Below are 26,733 nucleotides of genomic sequence, written 5' to 3'. Positions count from 1 at the left end.
TCCTCGAAAAGTATGCCGATGGGGCGTGCATCGACGGCCGAGGCGCTCTAATGTCGATAGCGACGTTCAGGCGGCGCCCGAAGGGGAGGGTCGAATGGCTACTGCAGTTCAGTCCGTCGAAGCAACGTGTCTCACGTCGCGACCGGCGGCAGAGGCGTATCTGGGTGGTGTGTGCTTCAAACTCGGGCCACCACAGTTGATCGGCGCGGAATTGGAGTGGCTGACCGCGCAACTGCCGGAACACGTGCGTCCCGACCTCGCCGCTCTCGCCGAAGCTCTCGGGCCGCACACCCCCAGAACCATCGATCCTTCTTCTCCTGCCCAGCCCCTTCCCGGTGGCAGCGCCGTCACGGTCGAACCTGGCGGACAGATCGAACTGTCCAGCGCCCCCTATCACTCCGCACGGGAATTGTGCGACTACCTTGCCGCCGATCAGGCGGTACTCGCCGATCTTTTGTCGGCGCGGTCGATTCGGATGTCGCCCGAGGCCGCGGACACCCGCAGACCCGCCCAGCGTCTCCTCCAGTCACCGCGGTACTGCGCCATGGAATCCCGCTTCACGGGCATCGGGCCCTTCGGCAAACTGATGATGTGCAATACCGCCGCGACCCAGATCAGCGTGGATGCCGGAGTCGATCCGGTTGCGGTGGAGAAGCGGTGGCACCTGCTGCATGCGGTCGGACCCGCGTTGATCGCGGCCTTCGCGTGTTCACCGCGGCTCTACGGGGTACCCGACGGGCAGTGGGCGTCGCAGCGGATGCGGACGTGGCTCGAACTCGATTCGCCGCGGACCACCGGAACCCCGCACAGCGCGGACTACGCGGCGTGGGTGCTGGACGTGCCGTTGCTGTGCATCCGCAACGACGGACCTGACTGGACGGCGCCCGAAGGCGCAACTTTCGCGGACTGGGTGGAGGGGGCGCTGGACGACGTGATCGGCCGCCCGACGTCCGCCGACCTCGACTATCACCTCACCACCCTGTTCCCACCGGTTCGCGCTGCCGGACATCTGGAGGTGCGTTACCTCGACGCTCAACCAGGCGATCAGTGGCGGGTTCCGATCGCGGCGATCGACGCACTGCTGTCGGGGCCGGGAGCCATGGCCGAGGCGCTCGCCGCGGCACTGCCCACCGCCGAACGCTGGCGGGACGCCGCCGAGTTCGGCCTAGCCGACCTCGAACTGCGTGCTGCGGCAACAGCTCTGCTGTCGCTTGCGGCGGCGTACTCGCCCGACCCCGAATTCGTCAGACTGCTCGACACCGCCGCCGAACGATGTTGCCGGGGCCAGGCCCCGAGCGAGGAACGCTGATGGGTACCCGCGAAAAGATCGAGACCGTGCTGACCCGGGCGCGGGAGCGTACCGCCGGATTGACGGACTGTGTCGACGGGGAAGACCTCGTCGCGCAGCATTCCCCGCTGATGAGCCCACTCGTGTGGGATCTCGCGCACATCGGCAACCAGGAAGAATTGTGGCTCGTGCGGGACGTCGGCGGCCGCGAACCCGTCCGCCGCGACATCGACGAGTTGTACGACGCATTCAAACATTCCAGGAACTCCCGGCCCTCCCTTCCGCTGTTGAACCCGGACGAGGCCAGGGAATACCTCCGTACCGTTCGCGACAAGGCGTGGGACGTCCTCGACGGCAGCACGTTCCGGGGCCGCCCGCTCGAGGAGGGCGGATTCGCGTTCGGCATGATCGCGCAACACGAGCAGCAGCACGCCGAAACGATGCTCGCCACCCACCAACTACGTTCCGGTGCAGCGGTGTTGACCGCGGAGAGTGCGCCGCGTGTCGGAGGGGCGATCGCCGAGGACGAAGTGGTCGTTCCCGCCGGCGAATTCACGATGGGAACGTCGGACGATCCGTGGGCGCTCGACAACGAGAGGTCCGCACATCCGGTGCACGTTCCGGCGTTCGTGATCGACGCCGTCCCCGTCACCAACGGCCGCTACCTCGAGTTCGTCGACGACGGCGGGTACGCGCGCCCCGAGTTGTGGAGCGAGCGGGGATGGGCCCATCGCTTCGACGCGGGGCTGGAAGCACCCCAGTTCTGGGAGAACGACGGCTGCGGAACGTGGTGGCGCCGCAGGTTCGGGGTCTCCGAGCCGATCCATCTCCAGGAACCGGTGGTGCACGTCTGCTTCTTCGAAGCCGAGGCGTTCGCGCGCTGGGACGGCAAGAGGCTGCCGACGGAGGCCGAATGGGAGAAGGCGGCGCGATGGGATCCGTTCAGCGGCCGTTCGCGCCGATTCCCCTGGGGCGACGGCGAACCCGACGCGTCGCTGGCCAACCTCGGGCAGCGCCACCTCGGACCCGCGGTGGTCGGCGCATATCCGTCGGGGGCGTCCCCGCTCGGCGTGCATCAGCTGATCGGCGACGTGTGGGAGTGGACGTCGTCGCCCTTCGAGCCCTATCCCGGTTTCGCGGCGTTCCCGTACCGCGAATACTCGGAAGTGTTCTACGGCGGCGACTACCGCGTGCTGCGCGGCGGTTCATTCGGCACCGATCCGGTGGCGTGCCGCGGGACGTTCCGCAACTGGGACCACCCGATCCGCAGGCAGATCTTCTCCGGATTCCGCTGTGCCCGGGACCTTCCGGGAGACGACTGCTGAGATGTGCCGACACCTGGGCTATCTGGGACCGGAACGATCAGTGGGCGACCTCGTCGGTTACGGCGAGAACTCGCTGCTGCACCAGTCCTACGCGCCACGCGACATGAGGGGCGGCGGAACCGTCAACGCCGACGGGTTCGGCGTCGGATGGTGGGGTGCGGACGGATTCTCCCGCTACCGCAGTGCCGCGCCGCTGTGGTCGGATCCCGTCGTGCGAGAGACGTTGCCGAACATCCGCTCCCGCGCCGTGGTGGCTGCTGCGCGGTCGGCGACGGTCGGAATGCCCGTGCAGCACACGGCCTGCGCACCGTTCTCCGACGACACCTGGGCGTTCAGTCACAACGGGGTGGTGCGCGGCTGGCCGGAGTCGCTCACCGGGCTCGCCGCGGAACTGCCCGTGGCCGAGCTGCTGCAACTCGAGGCGCCGACCGATTCGGCCGCGCTGTGGCTGCTGCTGCGCCGGGCGCTCGGCGAGCAGGACCCCGAGAAGGCCATGTGTGCACTCGTCCAGTCCGTCGTCGCTGCCGCCCCGGACTCGCGACTGAATCTGCTGCTGGGCAACGGCACAGAACTGTGGGCCACCACCTGGCATCACTCGCTGTCGGCGCTGGTCGACGACGAACGGGCCATCGTGATGTCCGAACCCTACGACGACGACCCCGCATGGCAATCGATTCCGGACCGTCATTTCGTCAGCGCACGTCCCGGACACCTGATCGTCACCCCGCTCGAGATGGGAGCACGATGACCACCACGCCGACCCTCGAGGTGTACCTGCAGCCCGAACAGCTGAAGGCCGCACTCCGTAAGGACGCCACCGTCGGGCTCACGTCGAGCCCGAAGTGGCTGCCGCCCAAATACTTCTACGACGCCCGCGGCAGCGAACTGTTCGAGCAGATCACCGCGTTGCCCGAATACTTCCCGACGCGCACGGAACGGGAACTGCTCAGGCGATATTCGGGGGAGATCGCCGCGGTCGCGGCGCCGGAGATTCTCGTGGAACTCGGATCGGGGTCCTCGGAGAAGACCCGGCTGCTGCTCGACGCCGGCACCCGGCACGGAACCCTCCACACGTATGTGCCGCAGGACGTGTCGGTGTCCGCACTCGAGGGGGCCGCGGAGCAGATCGGCACGGAGTTCCCGAACCTCACCGTGCGCGGTGTCGTCAGCGACTTCACCGAGTCGTTGCACCACCTTCCGCGCGGCGGTCGCCGCACGATCGCGTTCCTCGGGGGCACCCTCGGAAACATGGTGCCCGCCGAGCGCGCGGAGTTCCTCTCCGGGATCGCCGACGTCCTCGAACCCGGGGAGCACCTCCTCCTCGGTGTCGGACTGGTCGTCGATCCCGCCGTTCTCGTCCCGGCATACGACGACGCCGCCGGGGTGACGGCACAGTTCAACCGCAATGTGCTGCAGGTACTCAACTCGCAGCTCGACGCGGACTTCCCGGTCGACGAGTTCCGGCACGTCGCGCTGTGGGACGCCGGCAACGAGTGGATCGAGATGCGGCTCGAGGCCGAGCGTGCGATGTCGATTCGCATCGCCGAGCTTGATCTGGACGTCGAGTTCGCCGCGGGTGAGCAGCTGCGGACGGAGATCTCCGCCAAGTTCACCCTCGACGGCATTCGACTGGAGTTGGCGGAGGCGGGATTCGGCATCGACCGTGTCTGGACCGACCCGGACGAGCGTTTCGCGCTGGTGTGCGCCGCGCGGACGTGACCGACAAGATCAACTTCGGGCGTCGGCGCGCTTATAGTTGCCGCGTAGCGCGTCAACGACCCGAGGAGAACTTGTGCGTCAACCGAAGCTCGCTGCCCTTGCTCTCGCCACCACGGCCGTGATCGGCCTCCCCGCCGCACAGGCATCCGCTCAGCCGCTGCCCATTCCGTTCGACACGGGAAGTCTCGGCTCGAGCAGCGACGACCCGGGAATTCCGACGGAAGACACCCTTCCGGCTCTGACGGTCACGCCGGTCCTCGACGGGCTCGACCATCCGTGGGATGCGGTGCAGGCTCCGGACGGTGCGGTTCTCACGGGCCAGCGGTCGGGCGGGTTCTTCGTCCGGCGTGCCGACGGAAGCACCGGACCGGTCACCGCCGACCTCTCCGACCTCTACGCACAGTCCGAGACCGGGCTGATGGGGATCGCACTCGCGAGCAACTTCGCGCAGTCCCGCACCCTGTACACCTGCCAGGGCTTCCAGGGCGGCGGTGTCACCGACATCCGAATCCAGTCGTGGACCGTCGACGCCGGCTGGACGGCGCTGACCCGTGGCGACGCGATCCTGACCGGGATCCCCGTCAACGAGGGACGCCACGGCGGCTGCCGGATCCTGGTGGCCGCCGACGGCACCCTGTTCGTCGGCACCGGCGACACGGCGCAGCCGACCGTGTCGCAGGACCCGAACTCTTTGGGCGGCAAGACCCTCCACATCAACGCCGACGGCACGCCCGCCGCCGGAAATCCGGACCCGGCGAGCCCTGTGTACACCCTGGGACACCGGAACGCGCAGGGTCTCGCGCAACAGCCGGGAACGGGTCGCGTCTACGCCGTCGATCAGGGAACATCCCGGGACGACGAGGTGAACCTCCTGGTCGCCGGCGGCAACTACGGGTACAAGCCCGACCGGATTCCCGGCATCTACGACGAAACCGTGCCGATGACGGACCCGGTGCGCGTGCCCGGCGCCGTTGCCGCGGCGTGGAGTTCGGGCAGCAGCACTCTGGCTACCGGAAGCGGCGCGTTCGTAACCGGCACCGGATGGGGTCCGTGGGACGGCGCCCTCGTCATGGGCGGACTCAAGTCGCAGCAACTGATCTTCCTGCGCTTGGCCGCGGACGGGCAGACGGTGACCGCTCAGACATTCGGTCTGCAGAATCAGCACGGCCGCCTCCGGTCCGTCACCCCGATCGCCGACGGCTCGTTGCTCGTCACCACGGACAACGGTTCCACCGACCAGGTGCTGCGGGTCACGCCCCAGGGCTGACCCGTCAGAACCAGGCGAGGATTCGGCACGGTCCGCCGGATCCTCCCGCGTGGGTGGGGGCGCCGACCATCACGGTTGCCCCGGACGTCGGCACGCTCGACAGGTTCGCCAGTACCTCGACCGCGTACTTCCCGGCACCGAGCGCCGCGAGATGCGCGCCGTACGTGGTGCTCCGTCCCGCGTCGATGCTGAGAGTGTCCGATCCCAGCGCGACGATGTCGCGTTCGCGGACGAGGAATTCGACGGCGTCCGGATCGAATCCGGGAGTGTGCTGCACACCCGCGTCGTCCTGGTTGGTGAACGTCGCGGGCTGTGCGGCGCGGACGTCCCATCCGGAGTTCATCGCCACCAGGCAGCGGTCGGGGAGCGGCCCGTGATCGGACTCCCAGTCGAGGATGTCCTGCCGGGTCAGCAGTGTGTCGCTGTCGTCGCGCGCCCGGCCCGAGATGTCCACGACGGCGAGCGGTACCACCAGGTCGTGGGGTGGAATCTGCTCGACGGTCAGGCCGTTCACGCTCGCGTGTGCCGGGGCGTCGACGTGAGTGCCGGTGTGCTCGTCGTACCGGAGTTCGTTCTTGTAGAACACGCTGGGAGCGCCGATCCCGACGGACCCGAACGGGGTCGGGGCGTCACCGATGCGCGCCACCGGTCGCATCGCGAACTGCTGGGCGCCTGGCCACACCGGAAAGTTCGGTGTGAGCACGTGGGTGAGATCGACGATCGACGCCCCCATCGCCGGGGCGGCGGTCGCCTTCGCCGGCGCGACCGTCGCCGCCAGCGCTGCCGCCCCGACCGCGCCGAACAGCGACCGTCGACCGATCGGGGCGCCGCGACTTTCGATGGTTCCGTAGACGTGAGTCATGATGCGGGGTGAGCACATACGAGGCTCCTTCGCCAGCCGGTCGCGGTTCGCTACATCCTAGGGTCCGGCGCGCTGGTTTCCGGGAATGCTCCCTGCCCCGGAAGAACGGGACGCTCATTGCGTCAGATCGAACGAGCGTCCCGTTCGTTCAGCGTGGCAGCTGCTTCCGGATCTCCTCGGCGGCACGCGCTCCGGAGGAGATTGCTCCGTCGATGTAGCCGTTCCAGACGCTCGCGGTTTCCGAGCCCGCCCAGTGGATGCGGTCCGCGGGAGCACGCCAGCCGGCGTGCCCGTGCGCGAACCAGGTGCCGGGGGTGGGACTGGCCGCGTAGCTGCCGCCCTCGACACCCTCGCCGAGCACAACGACGTCGGGTGGCTCGGCTACGTGATCGACATCGGTGTCGCCGTCAGCTTCTTCGGATCCACAATGGGCGTCATGGCAGGTACTAGCCGAACCGTGTACACCCTGTCCCGCGACGGTCTGCTGCCCGCTCGCCTCGGCAACGTCAGCGCCCGCCACGGCACCCCCGTCGGCGCGGTCGCGACCCTCGGCGTCATCTATCTCGTGGCCGGGCTGCTCGGCGTGATGGTGACCGCGGCCGAGACGTCCTACGGTCTGCTCGGGACGTACGCCGGCTACATGTTGATCGCCGCATACGGTCTCACCGCCTTGGCGGCCGGCTATTGCGCGGTCCGGTCGCGGTCGCTGCGGCTGGGCATCGGGCTCGCGACCGTGCTCGCCGCGATCGGATCCGCGCTCGTGTACTGGTACAGCTTCAACCCGTTCCCGTCCGGAGCGCGGGGAGTCGTCGCGTGGATCTTCTTCGCGACCGTCCTCGGCTACATCGCGCTGTACTGCTACCTGCGGCTTCGCAAGCCGCTCGTCTTCGCGCGGATCGGTGAATCCGACCGGAAGACGACGCTCGAGGTCGACGCGGACGAGCGGGCCGGCGCGACGCGCTGACCCCCACGTGAGTGGCGCGGTGTGCCGCCACACGCTTTGCCGCTCACCTGCCCGGGCGAACGGGACGCTCATTGCGTCAGATCGAACGGGTGTCCCGTTCGGCCAGTGCAGGTGCGACGAACTGCTCGAGCATCGTGCGTTCGTCGGTGTCGTCGATGCCCGGGACGGTCAGCAGGGAGACGATGATCCGCACGATCCACCGAGCCTTCCGTGATGTCTCCTCTCCGGAGAACCCCGCCTGCCCCAGGAAGGCGGTGCCCAGCGACTCGATGACAGCCGACGAGTGCGCGAGCTGCGCGGCCAGGCCCGAGTCGCCGAGCTGAAACCAGGCGGCAAGGGCCGGGTCGGCGCGCACCAGCCGGATCGCCGCCAGCATCGCGTCCACGATCGCGTCCTTCGGGTCGGCGGTCCCGGACACCTCCTCCGCGACCAGCGCGCCGATGCGCCGGGCCTCGCGGTGGACGAACGCCAGCTGCAACGCCTGCCTGCTGTCGAAGTAGCGGTACAGCGTGGCGCGGGAACACCCGGCCGCGCGGGCGACGTCGGCCATGCCGACAGCGGTGATGCCGTTCTCGACGTACAGCTGCGCGGCGACGTCGAGGATTCGCTCGGCGGCGAGGCGGGGGCGCTCGTCGCGCATCCAGTCGGCGTTCATTCGCGCACCCGGAACGGGATGCTCGTCGGGCGGCGCACGTAATTGCCCTCGGCGTAGACGACGGCGTCGACGTCGACGGTGAAGTCGGGGCAGCGGGCCAGCAGTTCTTCGAGCGCGACCCGGGCCTGCATCCGGGCAGCGGCCGCGCCCAGGCAGTGGTGGGCCCCGTGACTGAACGTGAGGATCTGCGTCGGTCTGCGGCGCACGTCCAGCTCCTCCGAATCCGGGCCGAACCGGCGCGGGTCGCGGTTCGCGGAGCCGTACAGCAGGAACACTTTCCGGCCCTCGGGGATGACGGTGCCCTCGATCTCGACGTCGCGGGTCACCGTGCGGGCGAGGCCCTGGACGGGGGCCGTGAGCCGCAGCAATTCCTCGACGGCGTCGCCGAGTAGCTCCGGTTGGTCGATCAGATCGCGGCGCTGATCCCGGTGTTCGGTGAGCAACTGGACTGCGCCGCCGAGCATTCCGGTGGTCGTGTCGTTGCCGCCGGTGACCATCGTGAACGCGAAACCGAGGATAGAGAGCAGGCCGGTGAGATCGCCGTCGGCCCCCATCCCGCTCGCGACGAGATGTGAGACGGTGTCGTCTCCGGGGTCCGTGCGCCGCCGCTCGATCAGTCCGCCGAAGTAGCCCATCAGGTCGGTGACCGCACTCGTCGCCTGCAGCGTGTCGCCCAGTGCGTTGGCCGCGACGATGGCGTCGGTCCAGCCGTCGAATTGCGCCCGGTCCTCCTCGGGGACGCCGAGGTAGTGGGCGACGACCATGCTCGGCAGCGGCTTGAACAGCTCCTTCACGACATCGCCCTCGCCGGCCTCCCGTAGTCGTTCGAGGCGCTCCACCACGAACGCCCGGACCTCCGGTTCGACGGCCGTGACCTGCCGCGGGGTGAATCCCTTCGACACGAGACGGCGGAACGCGGTGTGGTCGGGCGGGTCGAGCATCACCAGCGGTGGATTGTCCTGCAGGCCGATCTTCTCCAGCTCGCCGTACGTCGTGGTGAGGCCGGCGGCGGACGAGAACGTCTCGGCGTCGCGGGCGGCGGCGTAGACGTCGGCGTGCCGGGACAACACCCAGTAGTCGTTCCCGGGTGCGTCCTCGGGGACGACGTGATGGACGGGGTCGTGGTCGCGCAGCGCGGCGTACATCTGCCACGGGGCGCGCCACGTAGGTCCGGACCTCGGCACGAACGAGACGCTCGACACATGTGCGGTCATGTATCGATGGTGAGACACATCGGAAGAAGTGTCAATGGTGCGACGCCGGTATCTAGCCGAACAGGGCGAACGCCACCACGGCGAGGATCACGACGAGCACCGGGGTGAGAATGAGCAGCAGCCCGAGCAGGCCGGGATTCTTCACCGGCCGATGATCGATGGCGCCCTTGCTGAAACTGCTGAACGGCGACGCGTAATACACCGGGGGAGCCGGATGATACCGGTTGTCGACGGTGATCTGCGCCTTGCCCTGCTCCCAGATCCACGGGACCGCGATCTCGATGTGGTGCACACCGGGAGGCGCCGGAATGACGTTGTGACCCCACCGAAGCGGCACGGGAAAACCGTTGATCCGGGCGTTGGGCGTCACCAGCATCGGGCCCATCGGCGGTTTCTTCGCGTCGATGACCAGCGCGGTGGAAGAGGAGACGGGCTGCACGAAGGGCGACGGTATCACCCTGCGGCAGTCCGGGCAGTGTGGCCTACTGGCCGGCCGCGATCCGGGCCTTCTCCAGTGCCGCGAGGGTGCGGAGCACAGTCGCGCGCTGCTTCTCGAGGTCGCTGATCCGGGCGCGTGCGGCGAGGCCGGCGGGCTCACCGATCAGATTCATCTGCGCGTCGATGGTCGAGAGCTGATCGAGCAGGCCGGTGACGCGCGATTCGAGCGCGGCGACGTCGACGGCGTCGGTGCGCACCGGTGCCACCGGTGGCGTGGCGGACGTGCGGGACGCGCTCGGGCGAGACGCCGCGGTGGCCGACGACGTTCCGGCATGGGCGCTGCTGCGCGGCTCCGACACCACGCTGGCAGCCCGGGGGCGGAGCGCCTTGCGCACGGCGGCCGGGTCCGGGAGTTCGGAGAGTTTCGTGTCGTTGAGGTCGCGGCGCGCGTCGCGGGCGTTGACCCGGTGCTCGCGCTCCTCGTCGTCGTCGGACTGCAACGTGCCGCCGAGCGGACGCAGACCGTACATGCCCAGGAAGCGGCGGGCCTCGTCGATGACCGTTTCCTTCTCGCGGCAAGTGCCACACCGAGGTTCGTTACGGAACATCTCGACTGCGTTGTCGTCTCCGCACCATACGCACGCTCCCGGCGACCAACGCCGGACGTTTCGAATTGCAGCGATATCGATAGGGCCGGAGAGAGTCTGCGCGTCGATCACGACGAGCCACAGTAGGGGAATTCGCGCGTGCGAGTCACATCGCCGTAAGTACGACCTGCGGTTCTGCGGGCAAGCGTGACGAAGATCATGCCAACGCCCGGAAAATGCCGAGGAAACGCTGTGTGCCACACATGTTTTCCCGACCGGTAAGTTTCATTCTCCGGCGCCGATCACGGTGGTCAGCCAGTCGACGAGCGGACGCATCGAACGCCAGGCAGTGCGCACTTCGTCAGCGGCGCGGGGTGTTTCGATCCAGTCGGGGGAGAGGTAGCTCCGGCTGGCGGTGAGCGATTTGTGCCGCATCAGGTCGAGGCGCGGGTGGTCCTCGGCGACACCGCGGGGACGCGTCTTCAGCGTGTCGCCGCCGATCTCGAAACCGGACGACCGGACCTTCTTCACGAGCCGGACGAGTTCGCGGCCCCTGCGGTCGTCGTCGACGGCGTCACGGAAGCGCCCGACCTGCAGCGGGGTGTGCGAGTAGAAGCCGCCTGCGACGAACAGCCCGGCAGCATCGATCTGCACGTAGAAGCCCACGCCGGGGCGGGTCTCGACGAACCCGCCCTGGTGGGTCTTGTAGGGCGTCTTGTCCTTCGAGAACCGGACGTCGCGGTAGGGGCGAAACACCTTGCCCGCGCCGAACTCCGATTCGAGTTCCGCGAGCAGGGCGGTCATGGGTGCGCGCACCGAGTCGTCGTAGACGGATTTGTGCGCGGTCCAGAAACTCTTGCTGTTGTCTGCCTCGAGGTCCTCGTAGAAGTCGAGAGCAGCGGTGGGGATCCCGGTGAACACACCGGCAAGGCTACGCCTGTGAGTGGTTGACGAGTCCCTGGACTCGTCAACCACTCACAGGCGCGAAGCGCCTAGGCGTTGCCGTTGAACAGCGACGTGACCGAGCCGTTCTCGAAAACTTCCTTGATGGTGCGAGCCAGCAGCGGCGCGATGGACAGCACCGTGAGGGTCGGGAACTTCTTCGACTCGTCGATCGGGAGCGTGTTGGTGACGATGACTTCCCGCGCACCACACGCGGCGAGGCGCTCGGCCGCCGGGTCGGACAGGACACCGTGGGTGGCGGCGATGATCACGTCGCCCGCGCCGGCCTCCTTGAGGATCTTCACGGCGCCGGCGATGGTTCCACCGGTGTCGATCATGTCGTCGATGAGGATGCAGGTGCGGCCTTCGACGTCACCGACGACGCGGTTGGACTTCACCTGGTTGGGCACCAGCGGGTCGCGCGTCTTGTGGATGAACGCCAGCGGCGCGCCGCCGAGGGTGTCGGCCCACTTCTCGGCGACCCGGACGCGGCCGGAGTCGGGGGAGACGACGGCGATGTTGTCGGTGCCGTAGTTGCCGCGGATGTACTCGGCGAGCTGACCCTGTGCGTGCATGTGGTCGACGGGGCCGTCGAAGAAGCCCTGGATCTGGTCGGTGTGGAGGTCGACCGTGATGATGCGGTCGGCGCCGGCCGTCTTGAGGAGGTCGGCGATCAGGCGAGCCGAGATCGGCTCACGGCCGCGGTGCTTCTTGTCCTGGCGGGCGTACGGGTAGAACGGCAGCACCGCGGTGATGCGCTTGGCCGATCCGCGCTTGAGTGCGTCGATCATGATCAGCTGTTCCATCACCCACGTGTTCAGCGGGGCCGGGTGGCTCTGCAGCACGAAGGCGTCGGAGCCGCGGACCGACTCCTCGAAACGGACGAAGATCTCGCCGTTCGCGAAGTCACGGGCAGTCTGCGGGGTGACCCGCACGTCGAGTTCCTTCGCGACCTGTTCGGCCAGCTCCGGATGCGCGCGACCAGAAAAAAGCATGAGGTTCTTCTGGTTGTCGATCCAATTCGCGGTCACTGCTCTATGCCATCCTTTAAATCTTGCTTCTCGGTTTCGTGCAGATCTGAACTGTGATGCGGTCCCGCGGCGGACGCCGCCTCGGCGGCGGCGGTACCGGGCCGATTTCGTTGCACCCAGCCGTCAATATTGCGCTGCTTCCCTCCGGAGACCGCGAGTGCCCCCGGTGGTACGTCGAAACGCAGCACCGTGCCGGCACCGGTGTAAGCACCGTCACCGACCTGTACCGGAGCGACGAACATGGTGTCCGATCCGGTCCGGACGTGTGACCCCACCACCGTACGGCTCTTGGCGACGCCGTCGTAATTGACGAACACGCTCGACGCACCGATGTTGCTGTACTCGCCGATCGTGGCGTCGCCCACGTAGGTCAGGTGAGGAACCTTGGAGTGCGCCCCGATGTCGGCGTTCTTCGTCTCGACGAACGCGCCGAGCTTGCCGGACGCACCGAGGACGGTGCCGGGACGCAGGTAGGTGAACGGACCGACGGTGGCGCGTGCGCCGATCGTCGATTCGGAGCCGTGGGTACGCACCACGCTGGCGCCTTCGCCCACCGACACGTCGGTGAGGGTGGTGTCGGGACCGATGACGGCGTCCTCACCCACGGAGGTGGTGCCGAGCAATTGCACACCTGGGTGGATGGTGACATCGCGGGCCAGCGTGACGCCCACGTCGATCCAGGTGGTCGACGGGTCGACGACGGCGACCCCGGCCCGCATCCAGTTCTCGACGGTGCGGCGGTTGAGCTCGGCGGCGAGCCTCGACAGCTGGACGCGGTCGTTGGCGCCTGCGACCTTCGCGGAGTCGGCCAGGTGGGCCGCGAAGACGGGGGCGCCGGCCTCGCGGGCGATCTTGACGACGTCGGTCAGGTACAGCTCGCCCTGCGCGTTGTTCGCGTTGAGCTGCCCGAGTGCCGAGCGCAGGAACTCGGCGTCGAACGCGTACACACCGGCGTTGACCTCGGTGATGGCCGCCTGCTCCTCGGTGGCGTCGGCCTCCTCCACGATCTCGGCGATCTCACCGTCGTGGGGGAGACGGACGATCCGCCCGTAGCCCCGGGGCTCGGGGGCGGTGAACGTCAGCACCGTGACCGCCGCGGGGGTGGGTTCGCTGCGGTGCTCGTCGACGAGAGCGTGCAGGGTGCGGCCGTCGAGAAGGGGGACGTCGGCGGCGGTGACCAGCACGGTCCCGCGGAAGTCGGCGGGCAGGGCGGCCAGGCCGCATTCGACGGCGTGCCCGGTGCCGTTCTGCTCTTCCTGGACGGCGATCGCGATCGGGCGGCCCAGTTCCGTCTCGAGAACGCCGACGGCATCGCCGACGCGTTCCTTGTCGTGACCGACGACGGTGACGAGGTGTGTCGGATCGACCTCGGCGGCGGCGTGCAGCGAATGCGCCAGCATCGTGCGTCCGCCCAGGGTGTGCAACACCTTGGGGGTCTTCGACCGCATCCGAGTTCCCGCGCCGGCGGCGAGGACGACCACGGCGGTCTGCACTGGCATGAAGCTCCCTCTGGGTCGTTCCGCTCTTGCTGTTCTCGACAGCTCCACCTGCAGGAATTCTCTCCGCAGGCTTCTGCTCCGCCGCCAGGACTCGAACCTGAACTATCTGAACCAAAATCAGAGGTGCTGCCATTACACTACGGCGGATTGCCACACACACGGGGTGTCACGCCCGTTTGCGCGAGAGAATCCTCGCATGCCGACCCGCCGCCCGTCGAACCGCTCCGGAAATTTGTCTCGGTCGTCCCGATAGAGTGGGTGCTACCTGCAGTGTTTCCGCGCTGCCCGCGGCACTTCGTCGTCGCGAGTGTCAGGAAAGGATGGTGCCTCGGTGCCCCGACCCACGGACGTGGACGCGACCCCCGAGCGGGCGGTCCGCACCCGGATGACCGGTACGCAACGCCGGGAACAGTTGATCGAGATCGGTCGTGCCCTGTTCGCCGAGCGCGGTTACGAGGCGACGTCGATCGAGGAGATCGCGCAGCGGGCCCACGTCTCCAAGCCGGTCGTATACGAGCATTTCGGGGGCAAGGAAGGCCTCTACGCCGTGGTCGTGGATCGGGAGATGTCGCGCCTGCTGGAGATGGTGACGTCGTCGCTGAAGCAGAACCGCTCCCGGATCCGGGTCGAGCGGGTGGCGCTGGCGCTGCTCACCTACGTGGAGGAACACACCGACGGATTCCGCATCCTCGTCCGCGACTCGCCGGTGGCGGCGCCGGACGGAACGTATTCGAGCCTGCTCAACGAGGCCATCGGTCAGGTCGGGCACATCCTCGCCGGCGACTTCTCGCGACGTGGCTTCAATCCGGATCTGGCCCTGCTGTACGCGCAGGCGCTGGTCGGAATGGTCTCCACCACCGCTACCTGGTGGCTGGACGCGCGGACGCCGCCGAAGGAGGTCGTCGCCGCGCATCTCGTCAACCTGTGCTGGAACGGGCTGACCAATCTCGAGGCGGATCCGCAGCTGGGCACCGATCTGCCCCGCACGACCCCCCGGTGAACGTGTTCTCGTTTTCCGACTCGCGGTTCAACTTCCGGAGGGCGGAGCCTGTCAAGTGCTAGATGATTGATTCCTTGAAGCGTGTCGCGGAGGAGGAGTAGGCGGAGGGTTTCCAAGATCAAAGCGTGACCAAAGAACTGGAAACCCTCCTGACCGAACTGTATGTGCTCATCGACGATCATGTCGTCGAACCCCGCTCCGGTCGGGGTCGGCGGCCCGTGCTCAGCGATGCCGAACTGCTCACCCTGGCCGTGGCACAGATGCTGCTCGGGTTCGATTGTGAACGCCGGTGGATCCGGCACGCCCACCACAGCGTCGAGTTGCGTGCCCTGTTTCCCTACATTCCCGGACAGTCGGACTACAACAAACGTGTCAGGGCGGCACGAGGGTTGCTGTGCAAGGCAATTCAGACGCTGGCGCGGATCTCACCATCCTGGTTCGACGACCTGTGGATCACCGACGCCACCCCGGTGCCCTGCGGGATGTCTCGTGAAACGGTGAAGCGATCGGACCTGGCCGGGCACGCCGGGTACGGCTATTGCGCTTCCCATTCGCGCTTCTACTGGGGGCTGAAGCTGTATCTGGTCTGTGCGGGCGACGGGATGCCGATCATGTGGTGCCTGGCGAATCCGAAGCTCGGTGAGCGTGAGGTGGTGACCGCGCTGCTCGAACGCGATCATCACCTGATTCGGTCGGGGCAGATCTTGCTCGCCGACAAAGGCTTTTCCGGCGCACAGTTCGCCGATACCACCGCCGCGATGGGTCTGCAGCTGCTGCGACCGGACCGTAAGGACGAAACGTACAAGAACGGCAATCTCGGCGGGGTGCGGCAGTGGATCGAATCGGTCAACCACACGTTGAAAGGGCAGCTTGGCCTGGAGGAACACGGTGGCCGTACCACGCACGGGGTGTTCGCCCGCGTCGCCCAGCGTGTGCTGGCGATGGCCGCCGGCATCTGGCACAACTGGAACATCGGCGCCACTGCCAAGCGATCACTGATCGCCTACGACCACTGATCCGTTCAAGGAATCAATCATCTAGGGTTCGCTGGAGTTTGCGCGCCCCGTCGGGGGGGTTGTTCGGGAGGCAGTCGATGGCGAGACAGGTTCGAGCAGAGGTAACTCGGGCTTCGGTCCTCATGGCGGCGGCCGACGTGTTCTTGAGGCTCGGCTACGCCAATGCGGGTCTCAACGAGATCATCGAGCAGTCCGGTGTGACCAAAGGTGCGTTGTACTTCCACTTCAGTTCCAAGGAAGATCTCGCCCGCGGTGTCATCGACGAGGGGCAGATCCGTCTCACAGCAGGCATGACGTCCGTGAGCGACGGGCCGACGCCGGCGATGGAGGCGCTCGTCGCCCTGTCCTATGTGGCGATCGAGGCGGCAAGTTCCGATCCGATCGTCGCGGCAATGTTGCGGCTGCAGCACGAGATCGGCGACTACCAGGGAACGCACGGCAACGTCGTGGCGTCGTGGCAGCAGGGTTTCGAACGACTCGTCGCCCGCGCGGTCGAGGAGGGCGACATCCTCGCGGAGGACGACGTCTCGACGACCACGCTGTCCACGTTCCTGCTCGGATCGCTACTCGGGGCCCACGTGGTGGCGAGCGCGACCGGTGCGTTCGACGAACTTCCGCGCCGCATGGAACGGGTCTGGTACTTCATCCTTCCGGGTCTGGTCGAGCCGTCGAAGCTCGTGTACTTCCGGCAGTTCGCTTCGCGCCGTCTGCTGCGCTGAGCGAATTCGCCTCTCGGGGGAAGAGGCTCGTCGATCGACCCGCATTGTCGAGTGCTTCAAGGGAGGGATTCGGGCATCCGGGTCAAACACACCTCAAAACTAATAAAATCCTCAAAAAGAGACTTCGGGTATGTACTTTGCGAGACAAAACGGTTTCGGAACCCTTGTTGAAAGGAATGCGTGGGTACCGCAATGGTTTGCCCGGTTGGGCGCGGGGCATTACGGGACCAATGACGCGGTCTCCCGATACCAGAAGATGTATTGTGAAATCTCGCCCCCCGAATTCCCGGGCGGTCGAAAGATAACTGCCATTGCAAGCCCAATGAACCGATGACATCGGAGGGTGCCCGATGCCGTTCGTCATTGTCGAACGCGAAGAGACGCTGGTCGCTGGACTGGCCGTCCGCAGCCCCAAGAGGGCGCTTGGGAAAGCGCGCGACAAGGATCTCGAGAAGACGTGGTCCACCCTGCTCGCGCAGAACGTGGACAAACCTTTGGCGTCTGCCTATGTCGACCACGCTCCCGAGATCAATTCGTACTACACGCAAATCGTGGGCTACGAGTGCACGTCGCTCGATCAGGTCGCGCGCGGGCACCTGGTCTCCCGGATTCCTGCGGGAACCTATGCGAAGTTCTCCTCGGTCGGCACCTTTCCTGACCTCTTCGATGCGCTTTGGGGGCAGATTCGTGACGCGGAGGAATCGCGGCAGATTCAACGGTCGTACACTGGCGACTTCGAGTTCTATCCGCACGCTTTCGGGATCGATTTGTATGTGGCGATAGTGCCACCCGCCACGATGCAGGGGCCGCAATGAGTTTCGAGATCGTCAAGCGTGAGTCCGCCGACTTCGGGGGGCTCGTTCTGCCGCGCACGGAGCTCAGTTCGACGGCGCATTCGACCGATCTGATGAAGTTCACTCGCGAGCGCATCCAGCAGCGCGGCACCGCGGAGCTGATCACCGTATATGTTGCGGTCCCGGATCTGGGATGGACCGCCGTGATCGGATATCGGTGTACCGACCTCGGTCAGCTCGCGGTCGGTGACGTGCTGGTGCGTGTCCCGGCCGGCTACTTCGCCAAGTTCACGCCCGACGGGCGGTCGTCCGACCCGATCGAGGACGTGTGGATTCAGGCCGAGCTGGCGGAGAAGGAAGGGCGCATCGAGCGCGCCTACGCGGAGGAGATCGAGGTCTTCCTCGCTCCGAGCAACGTCGAGCTGTTCATTTCCCTCGCTTAATTCCAGGTCGGCAATTACAGACCTGAAGTTTGTTTTCGAGCGCATTTGTGGCATCTCAGGTGACAAATCCGGTGTAAACGCGGAAAATAAGTAGCCGCGGGGCTGTGACCGGGTTCGTGTGTCCAGTTCTTGGGGTCTTTACATAACCCGTGAGTCCCCGGAATTGCCGCACCGACTCCGATGGGAAAGCCAATGCCAGTTGAACAGCTGTCGCGTCCGCAGGTCGACACGCAGTCGACAGATACCCTACTCGACCGAACTCTGAGCGTGTGGGATCCACGGTCGGAGTGTCGCTTCGTCGTGGCCAGGCCCTCCGAGGAGCCTGAGCTGTGGGAAGCATATCTCGAGGGGGCGGTAGCGGGCTATCGCAAGTACGGCGCCGAGAAGGCGCTCGAGTACCGCCGGATTCAGGACGGTGACAGCACCGCGATCTTCTTCGTCGCGATCGAGTCGAACGGCTCCGTCGCAGCCGGTGTTCGCGTGCAGGGACCGTACCTTTCTGCTGGTCAGGCACATGCGATCACGGAATGGGCAGACGATCCCGGAGCGCCCGCCGTCCGCCGGATGATCGAGGACCGGCTGCCGTTCGGTGTCGTGGAAGCGAAGGGCGCATGGGTGTCGGGCACCGCCGCCCGGCGCGGTGAACTCGTCGGCGCACTGGGCCGCTTCGCCACCTTCTCGATGGATCTGCTCGACGTCCAGTTCATGCTCGCGACCGCCGCATCCCACGTCCTGGACACGTGGCGAACCACCGGTGGGGTGGTGGCCGACCATATTGCTCCCGTGCCCTATCCGGATGACCGGTACGAGACGCGGCTGATGTGGTGGGATCGGAGTATGCGCAGGGGCCGCGCCGAAGCCATGCAACTGGCCCAACTGTTACTCACGGCGTCCCGACCGACACCGTCGGCAGCCACCGCGACGGGGACGGGAGGAGACGTCGTCCGGCCGATGCGGAGCGTCTCGTGAATGAAGCCCACGGTGAGTACACCGCGATGCTGCTCGATGAGGGCCACTCCGGGGACGCGGCGGTACTCGACCGCCTCCGCCGCGACCCCGCGGTAGTCTTCGTCGATCGACTCGACCATCAGCGGGACGCTCTGCGTTCCCTCGTTCCCACGCCGGGCCCAGATGTACTGGACGAGGCTCCGGTGTGGGCGTACTACTCGTGGCGACGGACCGCGGTGCGTCTGCTCGGGCCCACGTCGTTCCGGCTGTTGCGGCTGGACCGGAATCGGAACAAGATCACCGCGCAGGAGCAGGAACGCCTCAGGGACGTCACCGTCGGGATCGTCGGTCTCAGCGTCGGTCACGCCGTCGCGTTGGCTCTCACGCTGGAAGGTGCGTGCGGTGGCCTGCGGCTTGCGGACTTCGACACCCTCGACCTGTCCAACCTGAACCGGGTTCCCGGCACCGTTCTGGACCTCGGCGTGAACAAGGCCGTGGTCGCCGCCCGCCGTGTCGCCGAGATCGATCCCTACGTCACTGTGACGTTATGGAAGGACGGTGTCGACGTCGACTCGGTCGCCGAATTCCTGGACGGCACGGACGTGGTGATCGACGAATGCGACTCCCTCGACGTCAAGGTGTCCCTGCGGCGGGAGGCCCGGCGCAGGGGATTGCCGGTGCTGATGGCGACCAGCGACCGGGGTCTGCTGGACGTCGAGCGTTTCGACGTCGAACCCGGTCGACCCGCTTTCCACGGCGTGATCGGTGACGTCGACGTGGAATCGCTGGCGGGTCTCGGCTCGCGGGACAAGATTCCGCTCGTATTGCAGATTCTCGACGCCGGACAGTTGTCGGCGACGATGGCGGCGTCATTGGTCGAGGTCGACGAAACCATCTCCACGTGGCCCCAGCTCGGGGGCGAGGTGCTGCTCGGTGGGGCGGAGGTCGCGGCGGCGGTGCGGCGCATCGGGCTCGGGCAGCCGCTCGCGTCGGGTCGTTTCCGGATGGATCTCGACGAGCATCTCGATGCCCTCGCCGATCCACCGCTGCCGCAACACCTGCCGGAGCAACCTGTGAACCGGGCCGCGGCCCCGCCGCAGGACGCTGTCGACGCCGTCGCCGATGCCGCGGCCCGCGCGCCTTCCGGTGGCAACGTCCAGCCGTGGACGATCGCGGCGGACGACGCGGGACTGACCATCACCCTGGCTCCGGAGCACACGACGGCCATGGACGTCGGGTACCGCGGCAGTTGTGTCGCGGTCGGCGCTGCGCTGCACAACGCCCGGATCGCCGCGTCCGCCGCCGGGCTTCTCGGCGCCGTGACGGTCCACGACGGCGATCCAGGGCTTCCCGTCGCCACGATGACGTTCGGCAGCGGGAACGACCGGGAACTCAGCGACCGCTACCAGCAGATGCTCGACCGGACCACCAACCGCAGGCTGGGCGTCCCCCGGCCGTTGGACGACGCGCAGGCCGGCCTTCTCGCGGAGGCCGCGGCTCGCGAAGGCGCCCGACTCTGCCTGGTTACCGACCGAGACGACATCGCGGCGGTCGGCGCCATCCTGGCGGAGTCGGACCGCATCCGTTTTCTCACGCCCACCCTGCACCGCGAGATGATCGGCGAGTTGCGGTGGCCACCCCGGGATTCGGTCGACACCGGCATCGACGTGCGCGCGCTGGAACTCGACTCGGCGGAACTGTCGACGCTCGCGCTGCTGCGCAGACCCGAGGTCATGGAACGACTCGGCGCACAGGATGCGGGCCGGGCGCTGGGCAAGTCCACCGCGGACCGCATCGCCTCGAGCTCGGCTGTCGCGGTCGTCGCGATTCCGGGCAGCACCGCTCGGGACTATGTGCGCGGCGGTGAGGCGACCGAAAGCGTGTGGATCCACGCGCAGGCGCTCGGCCTCGCCGTCCAGCCGATTTCGCCGGTGTTTCTCTACGGTGTGGAAAGTGCCGAACTCGAACAACTCTCACCGCGGTATGCGGCACCATTGGAGAGGCTGCGGGAAGAATTGTTCGACGTCGTCGGAGCGAAGGCAGGTGAGGCGCTCGCCATGGTGTTACGGCTCAGTCATGCGCCGGGCCCGTCGGTTCGGAGCGAGCGCCGCGCCGACCGGGTGCGAAGGCGGATATCGTAACGACAGGAGGGCCCGTGAACACCGAGAAGCAAACCGAAAAGCTCGACACCCTGGTGACAACCGTGGCGTCCCGGCTCACGCCTGTCGACGCGGTCTCGTTCAAGGCCGTGGCCACCCGCGTGCTGCAGGATCTCGTCGAACACTTCGAGGTCGACACCAGCTTTCTCCGGTTCACCGACCATGAGATCGCGGCGACGGTCCTGGTCGCGGAATACCCCCTTCGGCCCTTCATCCCCGACCCCGACCCACTGGGCGTCGTCTACTTCAAGGATGCCGATCCGACATTCGCCCAGATCGAGCACCAGAAGGAAGTCGCGATCTTCCGGCCGGAGGTGTCCGGTCCGGATTACAACGAACGGGTCCGCGAGGCGTCGGGGGTGCCGCAGGTGTCACTCGCCGCCGTTCCGCTGCTGTCCGGTGAGACGACGACGGGCACGCTCGGATTCATCAAGTTCGGCGACCGCGACTGGACGCCGCCGGAGCTCGACGTCCTGAAGGCGATTGCCGCCCTGCTCGCCCAGGTTCAGGCCCGCATCGTCGTAGAGGAGCAGTTGCGCTACTCGGCCGATCACGATTCCCTCACCGGACTCAGCAACCGGCGCGCCCTCTACCACCACCTGGATACCCGCCTGGCGTCGACCGAGCCCGGGCCGGTTGCCATTCTGTTCCTGGACCTCGACCGCTTGAAACCCCTCAACGACTTCTTCGGTCACGGGGCGGGCGACGGGTTCATCTCGACCATTGCGGACCGGCTCAGATCGACCAGCCAGGCCGACGATCTCGTCTCGAGGCTGGGCGGCGACGAGTTCGTTCTCGTGCTCGGAGGATCGGTGGGTCTCGAGGAGGCGGAGAGGCGGGCGCAGCACATCCGCGACGTCGTGACGGAACGGGTGCGTCTCGGCCGTGAGGTGGTCAGCCGCAGTGTCAGCATCGGCGTCGCCGCGGGGCGTCCGGGCAAGGCCACCACGAGTTCGCTCCTCAGTCAGGCCGACCAGGCCGTCATGGTTGCGAAGACCAAGGGCGGAAACGCTATCAGCGTTTTCACCGACGAGATGCAGGAGGAGAGCGAGAAGCGCAACATGATCGAGCTCAGTCTGCGTGCGGCCATCGCGGACGAGTCGCTGTTTCTCGAGTACCAGCCCGAGGTCGACCTGCGGACCGGCCGGATCGTCGGGGTGGAGGCACTGGTGCGGTGGAATCATCCGTTGCTCGGGCTGCTGCAGCCCGGCTCGTTCATCGACGTCGCGGAGGCGACGAACGTCGCGGGCGAACTCGGGCGCTGGGTCATCCGGAAGGCCTGCGGGCAGTGGGCCGACTGGCGGTCGCAGGCGCCCGAGCTGGATCTGGATCTCAGCGTCAATGTCTCACCCGGCCAGCTGGCCGGTCTGGACTTTCTCGACGTCGTCGCGAACGCGTTGACGGAGTTCGACCTTCGCAAGGGCGCACTGTGCCTGGAGATTACGGAGAACGCAGTGCTCAGTGACCTCACGTGGACGCGTGAAGCGCTCGAGGGACTGCACGCGATGGACGTGGAGGTCGCGATCGACGACTTCGGCACCGGATACAGCTCTCTCAGTCACCTCAAGGCACTGCCGGTGGGGACATTGAAGATCGACAAGGGGTTCGTGATGAACTTGGATACCAATCCCGAGGACCGGGCGATTGTGAAGTCGATCATCGGCCTCGCGGAGTCGTTCGGCCTGGAGTTGGTGGCGGAGGGGGTCGAGAACGTGGAGTCGGCCCGGCAACTTCTGGACATGGGATGTCATCGGGCGCAGGGATTTCTGTTCAGCCGTCCCGTCTCGGCGGAGAAGATCGGCAAGTTGCTGGCGGCCGGAGCTATCGAGGTCGGGCTGTAGGTCGTCGCGGCCCGGCACCCCAGTAGTCGTTCGTACGTGGATTTGCTGCTTCAGTGCGTCGAGAAGACAGCGTTACAGACTCGGGGTATGTTTATGCCCACACTGAAGAACCTCTTGTCTTTAATTGGCAAAGTACGGTAACTTCTCGAAGGGTTTGCTGGAGAGTCGCTGAGAGTGGCTTTCCGCACGGAACGTGGGACTGTCGAAGACTGGAGCAGGGGGATCGATGTCTGGTGGTTCGGTCTCGTCGATTCCCGAGTCTCGCATCGGGTGCGACGTGATGACGGTCGGGCACGTGCGAAGCAGCGTCGAGCGGTTCGGCGACCGCTATCTGAGCAGAATCTTCACACCCCACGAATTGGAAACCTGCGCAGGACCTGCGCGGGTCCAACGGCTGGCCGCCCGATTCGCGGCCAAGGAGGCCGTGGTCAAGGTGTTGCGCCCCGGCGACGTCGCCTTGCCGTGGCAGTCCATCGAGATCCGGCGCGAGAGCTGGGGCGGATGCGGAGTGCGACTGTCCGGCAATGCTTCGGCACTCGCCGAGCGTCAGGGACTCGGCGGGTTCGACGTCTCGATCTCGCACGAGGCCGACGTCGCGATCGCGATGGTCACCGCATCCCGGCTGGGCACGCCCCCCGATCACGAAGGAGAACGCCACCCATGAGCGAGCACACCATCCGCAAGGTTCTCGGCGACCATGCCCGGCTGTCCGTCGACGCCGGGAGCATCGCCGTCGGCGCCGATCTCTACGAACTCGGTCTGACGTCCCACGCGAGCGTCAACGTCATGCTGGCGCTGGAGGATTCGTTCGACATCGAATTCCCCGACGAGTTGCTGCGCAAGAGCACATTCGCGAGCGTCGACTCCATCCGGGGTGCGCTCGTCGAACTCGGCGTGGCATGAGCACCGCCCTCGCGGGCGACACGGGGATCGGGTCCGCCCCGGTTTCCGGGCCGTCGGCAAGGGCCGCGAGTGTGGCCGAGGTGGCCGCCCGGTGGGCCGTGGACGTCGACCGTGACGCACGCTTTCCGCGGGAGGCCGTGGACGCTCTCCGGGACCAGCGTCTGCTCTCGTGCGCCGTACCCGCGGAACTGGGTGGTGAAGGCGCGACACTGTGGGAACTGTGCACGATCGCCCGGACCCTGGGCCGCGAGTGCGCCGCGACCGCGATGGTCTTCGCGATGCACCAGACCCAGATCCTCTCGCTGGTACGGCATCCGGGTGGCGACGGAGTCTCCGGCTTCCTGCGCGACGCGGTCGCCGGTCAGTACCTGCTGGCGTCGGCGACGACGGAACTGGGCATCGGCGGCGACGTCCGGCGCAGCACCTGCGCGGTGGAGCGGTCCGGTGGCGTGGTGTCGCTGGTCAAGAACGCCCCGGTCATCTCGTACGGCGAGTACGCCGATGCGATCCTGGCGACTGCGCGGCGCACCCCCGACAGCCCGCCCAGCGACCAGGTGCTCGTCATCTGCCGGCGTGCCGACGTGACGCTCGAGCGGACCGGTGACTGGAACACGCTGGGGCTGCGCGGAACCTGCAGTCCCGGGTTCGTGCTGCGGGCCACCACGACCTCGGATCTCGTCGTCGCAGACCCCTACTCGGAGATCTCGGCGGCGACCATGCTCCCCGTGTCGCACTCGGTGTGGTCGGCGGTGTGGCTCGGCATCGCCGACGCCGCGGTGGAAAAGGCACGCCGGTACGTGCGTGCGGGCGCGCGTAAACAGCCGGGTGTGGCCTCGCCCGCCGCCCTGCGCCTCGCCGAGGCTGCCGCTGTGCACCAGCAGTTCGCGGATGTCGTGTTCGCGGCGGCCCGCCGGTTCGACGACGCCGACGCGGCTCCGGCCGGTTCGCCGGAGGCCGAAGTCGCGTGCGGCGTCGGTTATTCGCTGGCGATGAACAACCTCAAGGTCACGGCGTCGACCCTGGCCGTCGATCTCGTCGGCAGGGCCCTCCTGATCTGTGGGATTGCCGGCTACCGGGAAGACACGGAGTACTCGCTCGGCCGGCACCTGCGTGACGCGCACGGTGCGGCCATCATGGTCAACAACGATCGAATCATGGCCAACTCGGCGCAGATGGCCACGGCATACCGGGGGACGATATGAGCACGGACATCGCAGTGGAGCAGGAAGAGACGAGCGAACTCGAGCGCGCCCGGCGCGCGTTCCGGGCGGAACTGCTGGGGGCCGGGCTCCTGGTGGACACGTCCGTCGCCGGCCTCTACGGACGGTCGGGGTTGTTCGAGGACATCGTCGACGGCATCGACGCGGTCGTGCGGGCAGCGGGCCCGGGCGCGTCCGCGGCCCGATTCCGGTTTCCGCCGGTGTTCCCGCGCACCAGTTTCGAGCGCACCGACTACATAGCGTCGTTCCCGAATCTGACCGGTGCCGTCAACACGTTCACCGGCACCAACGCCGAGCACGCGCAACTGCTGGCGGCGCGGGCCGAGGGGGAGAGCTGGGACCGGTGGCTCGAGCCCACCGACACGATGCTGGTGTCGGCGGCCTGCCACCCCGCGTACCCGATGTTCACGGGAGTGCTGCCGGACGGCGGTGCGCTGCTCGACGTGTACGGCTACTGCTTCCGGCACGAGCCCGCGTTCGATCCCGCCCGGATGCAGGCGTTCCGGATGCACGAGTTCGTGCGGATCGGCACCGCGGACCAGGCTGCGGACCACCGTGACTCGTGGATCGAGCGCGGGCTGGAGGTGTTGTCCGACCTGTGGCTGGACGCGACACCGGTGATCGCCAACGATCCGTTCTTCGGCAGGGCCGGACGCATGCTCGCCGCGAACCAGCGCGACGAGAATCTCAAGACCGAGCTGACGGTGCGCCTGTACGGCGACCTCGACGACGGGACCGCGGTTGTGTCGTGCAACTGCCATCAGGACCATTTCGGTGTCACGTTCGACATCGCCACCGCGGACGGCGGTGTCGCGCACAGTGCGTGTGTGGGGTTCGGGATGGAACGTATCGCGCTCGCGATGCTGCGGACCCACGGCATGGACCCGTCGCGCTGGCCGAGCGCGGTGAAATCCCGGATGTCGCTGTGACGTCCCGGCTGATCGACATCTCGCCGGACGGCTACGAACCGCACCCCATCCACTCGGACGGACGGACCTGGACCGAGACCAACTGCTACCTCGACCTGTGGGTGGAGGTACTGCACTCGCTCGGGCTCGATCCGGTGCCCGCCGCCGCGTGCGCGTTCGGTGCCCGGTTCGACGGATCGCAGTGGACGTTCCTGAAGTTCAAGCCCGAGGATCTGTTCGCCCTGTACGGGATCGACGTGGGGGAGATGAACGTCTGGCGCGGTGTCCTCGACCATGTGGAGGACAATCTCGCGGTCGGGATGTTGTCGACCGTCGAGGTGGATGCGCACTGGCTCCCGGACACGGCAGGCACCGGCTACCGCGAGAGCCACACCAAGACCACGATCGTCGCGAACTTCGTCGACCGCGAGTCCGGTGTGCTCGAGTACTTCCACAACAGTGGGTATCACCGGCTGGCCGGGGACGACTTCCGCGGGCTGTTCGGACTCGGCCTCGCCGGATCGGCGACGTTCACGCCGTACGTCGAGCAGGTCCGGTTCGACGGGGACCCGGAGTACCGACCGGGCCGCTTCGACGCGGTGCTGCGGCATCATCTCGCGACGCGGCCCGACGGAAATCCGGTGCGCGCTCTCGGTGACCGGGTGGTCGCCGACGTGCCCTGGATCCGCGGCGCGGGCATCGACACGTTTCATCTCTGGACGTTCGGGGTGTTGCGGCAGTGTGGCGCCACCGCGGAACTCGCCGCCGACGTCTGCGAGTACCTCGAACGCAACGGGTTCGCGGGGGCCGCGGCGTTCGCGCCGGGCTTCCGGGAGGTGGCGCAGGGCGCGAAGAGCGTGCAGTTCCAGATGGCGCGCGCCGCTCGCGGACGCAGCGTCGACCCGTCGGCGCAACTCGACGGCATGGCCGAGGCGTGGGAACGATCGGTGGACGGCGTGGTGCGCGTGGTCGGACGCGCGTAGTGGATCTT

28 protein-coding genes and 1 tRNA gene are annotated in these 26,733 nt (G+C 67.2%); 19 read left to right on the top strand and 10 right to left on the bottom strand.

Features of this window, described 5'->3' with window-relative positions:
- Positions 1-94 precede the first annotated feature (94 nt).
- From egtA to JWS13_RS13045, 5 genes are all read left to right on the top strand, one after another.
- A complete protein-coding gene (gene egtA / locus JWS13_RS13065; RefSeq protein ID WP_206005888.1) occupies positions 95-1,309 on the top strand; it encodes an ergothioneine biosynthesis glutamate--cysteine ligase EgtA in 1,215 nt (404 codons plus the stop codon).
- Complete coding sequence (gene egtB / locus JWS13_RS13060) at positions 1,309-2,613, top strand: ergothioneine biosynthesis protein EgtB (protein WP_206005887.1); 1,305 nt, start codon at positions 1,309-1,311, stop codon at positions 2,611-2,613. The genes egtA and egtB overlap by 1 nt, the downstream gene beginning before the upstream one ends.
- 1 nt (position 2,614) lies before the next feature.
- Positions 2,615-3,361 (top strand): ergothioneine biosynthesis protein EgtC, encoded by a 747-nt coding sequence (gene egtC / locus JWS13_RS13055; protein WP_206005886.1) that lies wholly within the window; start codon positions 2,615-2,617, stop codon positions 3,359-3,361.
- On the top strand, positions 3,358-4,332 hold the full coding sequence (egtD, locus tag JWS13_RS13050; RefSeq protein ID WP_206005885.1) for an L-histidine N(alpha)-methyltransferase: 975 nt from the start codon (positions 3,358-3,360) through the stop codon (positions 4,330-4,332). The genes egtC and egtD overlap by 4 nt, the downstream gene beginning before the upstream one ends.
- 73 nt (positions 4,333-4,405) lie before the next feature.
- Positions 4,406-5,599, top strand: a complete 1,194-nt coding sequence (locus tag JWS13_RS13045) for a PQQ-dependent sugar dehydrogenase (RefSeq protein WP_206005884.1) — start codon at positions 4,406-4,408, stop codon at positions 5,597-5,599.
- A 4-nt stretch (positions 5,600-5,603) separates the two neighbouring features.
- Here JWS13_RS13045 and JWS13_RS13040 read toward each other — a convergent pair whose 3' ends face one another.
- The gene (locus JWS13_RS13040) at positions 5,604-6,479 is read right to left on the bottom strand and encodes a cyclase family protein (RefSeq protein WP_206005883.1); all 876 of its coding nucleotides are present in this window, start codon (positions 6,477-6,479) and stop codon (positions 5,604-5,606) included.
- 130 nt (positions 6,480-6,609) lie between these two features.
- A complete protein-coding gene (locus JWS13_RS13035) occupies positions 6,610-6,822 on the bottom strand; it encodes an FAD-dependent oxidoreductase (RefSeq protein ID WP_241032175.1) in 213 nt (70 codons plus the stop codon).
- On the opposite strand from JWS13_RS13035, the gene JWS13_RS13030 reads away from it, so the two are divergent.
- Positions 6,754-7,425 carry an amino acid permease gene (locus JWS13_RS13030; RefSeq protein WP_241032174.1) on the top strand — a complete coding sequence of 224 codons (672 nt, stop codon included), beginning with the start codon at positions 6,754-6,756 and terminating at the stop codon, positions 7,423-7,425. The genes JWS13_RS13035 and JWS13_RS13030 overlap by 69 nt on opposite strands.
- Before the next feature lie 76 nt (positions 7,426-7,501).
- Here the strand turns inward: JWS13_RS13030 and JWS13_RS13025 are convergent, their stop codons facing one another.
- From JWS13_RS13025 to JWS13_RS12990, 8 genes are all read right to left on the bottom strand, one after another.
- The gene (locus JWS13_RS13025; protein WP_206005882.1) at positions 7,502-8,080 is read right to left on the bottom strand and encodes a TetR/AcrR family transcriptional regulator; all 579 of its coding nucleotides are present in this window, start codon (positions 8,078-8,080) and stop codon (positions 7,502-7,504) included.
- Positions 8,077-9,294, bottom strand: a complete 1,218-nt coding sequence (locus JWS13_RS13020) for a cytochrome P450 (RefSeq protein WP_206005881.1) — start codon at positions 9,292-9,294, stop codon at positions 8,077-8,079. Before JWS13_RS13020 ends, JWS13_RS13025 begins: the two co-directional genes overlap by 4 nt.
- A gap of 52 nt (positions 9,295-9,346) precedes the next feature.
- Positions 9,347-9,733: a hypothetical protein gene (locus JWS13_RS13015; RefSeq protein ID WP_206005880.1), complete on the bottom strand. Its 387-nt coding sequence runs from the start codon at positions 9,731-9,733 to the stop codon at positions 9,347-9,349.
- A gap of 43 nt (positions 9,734-9,776) precedes the next feature.
- Complete coding sequence (locus JWS13_RS13010; RefSeq protein WP_241032173.1) at positions 9,777-10,340, bottom strand: hypothetical protein; 564 nt, start codon at positions 10,338-10,340, stop codon at positions 9,777-9,779.
- 264 nt (positions 10,341-10,604) lie between these two features.
- Positions 10,605-11,240: a DUF2461 domain-containing protein gene (locus JWS13_RS13005; RefSeq protein ID WP_124389307.1), complete on the bottom strand. Its 636-nt coding sequence runs from the start codon at positions 11,238-11,240 to the stop codon at positions 10,605-10,607.
- Between the two features lie 71 nt (positions 11,241-11,311).
- Positions 11,312-12,292, bottom strand: a complete 981-nt coding sequence (locus JWS13_RS13000) for a ribose-phosphate diphosphokinase (RefSeq protein ID WP_124389308.1) — start codon at positions 12,290-12,292, stop codon at positions 11,312-11,314.
- The gene (glmU, locus tag JWS13_RS12995) at positions 12,289-13,791 is read right to left on the bottom strand and encodes a bifunctional UDP-N-acetylglucosamine diphosphorylase/glucosamine-1-phosphate N-acetyltransferase GlmU (protein WP_206005878.1); all 1,503 of its coding nucleotides are present in this window, start codon (positions 13,789-13,791) and stop codon (positions 12,289-12,291) included. The genes JWS13_RS13000 and glmU overlap by 4 nt, the downstream gene beginning before the upstream one ends.
- A gap of 76 nt (positions 13,792-13,867) precedes the next feature.
- Positions 13,868-13,938, bottom strand: a tRNA-Gln gene (locus JWS13_RS12990).
- A 238-nt stretch (positions 13,939-14,176) separates the two neighbouring features.
- Between JWS13_RS12990 and JWS13_RS12985 the strand changes: the two genes are divergently transcribed.
- From JWS13_RS12985 to JWS13_RS12925, 13 genes are all read left to right on the top strand, one after another.
- Entirely contained in the window at positions 14,177-14,791 is a 615-nt protein-coding gene (locus JWS13_RS12985) for a TetR/AcrR family transcriptional regulator (protein WP_225857879.1), read from the top strand.
- Positions 14,792-14,916: 125 nt separating this feature from the next.
- A complete protein-coding gene (locus JWS13_RS12980; RefSeq protein ID WP_206004736.1) occupies positions 14,917-15,807 on the top strand; it encodes an IS982 family transposase in 891 nt (296 codons plus the stop codon).
- A gap of 77 nt (positions 15,808-15,884) precedes the next feature.
- Entirely contained in the window at positions 15,885-16,526 is a 642-nt protein-coding gene (locus JWS13_RS12975) for a ScbR family autoregulator-binding transcription factor (protein ID WP_206005877.1), read from the top strand.
- Positions 16,527-16,876: 350 nt separating this feature from the next.
- Positions 16,877-17,341: a GyrI-like domain-containing protein gene (locus JWS13_RS12970; RefSeq protein WP_206005876.1), complete on the top strand. Its 465-nt coding sequence runs from the start codon at positions 16,877-16,879 to the stop codon at positions 17,339-17,341.
- Positions 17,338-17,763 carry a hypothetical protein gene (locus tag JWS13_RS12965; RefSeq protein ID WP_206005875.1) on the top strand — a complete coding sequence of 142 codons (426 nt, stop codon included), beginning with the start codon at positions 17,338-17,340 and terminating at the stop codon, positions 17,761-17,763. The genes JWS13_RS12970 and JWS13_RS12965 overlap by 4 nt, the downstream gene beginning before the upstream one ends.
- A gap of 192 nt (positions 17,764-17,955) precedes the next feature.
- Positions 17,956-18,732 (top strand): hypothetical protein, encoded by a 777-nt coding sequence (locus JWS13_RS12960; RefSeq protein WP_206005874.1) that lies wholly within the window; start codon positions 17,956-17,958, stop codon positions 18,730-18,732.
- A complete protein-coding gene (locus JWS13_RS12955) occupies positions 18,729-20,852 on the top strand; it encodes an Rv1355c family protein (protein ID WP_206005873.1) in 2,124 nt (707 codons plus the stop codon). The genes JWS13_RS12960 and JWS13_RS12955 overlap by 4 nt, the downstream gene beginning before the upstream one ends.
- 14 nt (positions 20,853-20,866) lie before the next feature.
- A complete protein-coding gene (locus JWS13_RS12950) occupies positions 20,867-22,711 on the top strand; it encodes a putative bifunctional diguanylate cyclase/phosphodiesterase (RefSeq protein WP_206005872.1) in 1,845 nt (614 codons plus the stop codon).
- A 226-nt stretch (positions 22,712-22,937) separates the two neighbouring features.
- On the top strand, positions 22,938-23,375 hold the full coding sequence (acpS, locus tag JWS13_RS12945; protein WP_206005871.1) for a holo-ACP synthase: 438 nt from the start codon (positions 22,938-22,940) through the stop codon (positions 23,373-23,375).
- Positions 23,372-23,614, top strand: a complete 243-nt coding sequence (locus JWS13_RS12940; protein WP_124389331.1) for an acyl carrier protein — start codon at positions 23,372-23,374, stop codon at positions 23,612-23,614. Before acpS ends, JWS13_RS12940 begins: the two co-directional genes overlap by 4 nt.
- Positions 23,611-24,816: an acyl-CoA dehydrogenase family protein gene (locus JWS13_RS12935; RefSeq protein ID WP_206005870.1), complete on the top strand. Its 1,206-nt coding sequence runs from the start codon at positions 23,611-23,613 to the stop codon at positions 24,814-24,816. The genes JWS13_RS12940 and JWS13_RS12935 overlap by 4 nt, the downstream gene beginning before the upstream one ends.
- Positions 24,813-25,763 (top strand): amino acid--[acyl-carrier-protein] ligase, encoded by a 951-nt coding sequence (locus tag JWS13_RS12930; RefSeq protein WP_206005869.1) that lies wholly within the window; start codon positions 24,813-24,815, stop codon positions 25,761-25,763. The genes JWS13_RS12935 and JWS13_RS12930 overlap by 4 nt, the downstream gene beginning before the upstream one ends.
- The gene (locus tag JWS13_RS12925) at positions 25,760-26,725 is read left to right on the top strand and encodes a DUF1839 family protein (protein ID WP_206005868.1); all 966 of its coding nucleotides are present in this window, start codon (positions 25,760-25,762) and stop codon (positions 26,723-26,725) included. Before JWS13_RS12930 ends, JWS13_RS12925 begins: the two co-directional genes overlap by 4 nt.
- The last annotated feature ends 8 nt before the right edge of the window (positions 26,726-26,733 follow it).

This window comes from Rhodococcus pseudokoreensis, assembly GCF_017068395.1.
Lineage (GTDB): Bacteria > Actinomycetota > Actinomycetes > Mycobacteriales > Mycobacteriaceae > Rhodococcus_F > Rhodococcus_F pseudokoreensis.
The sequence above is the reverse complement of the archived record's forward strand: the minus strand, read 5'-3'. Positions and strand labels throughout refer to the sequence as shown.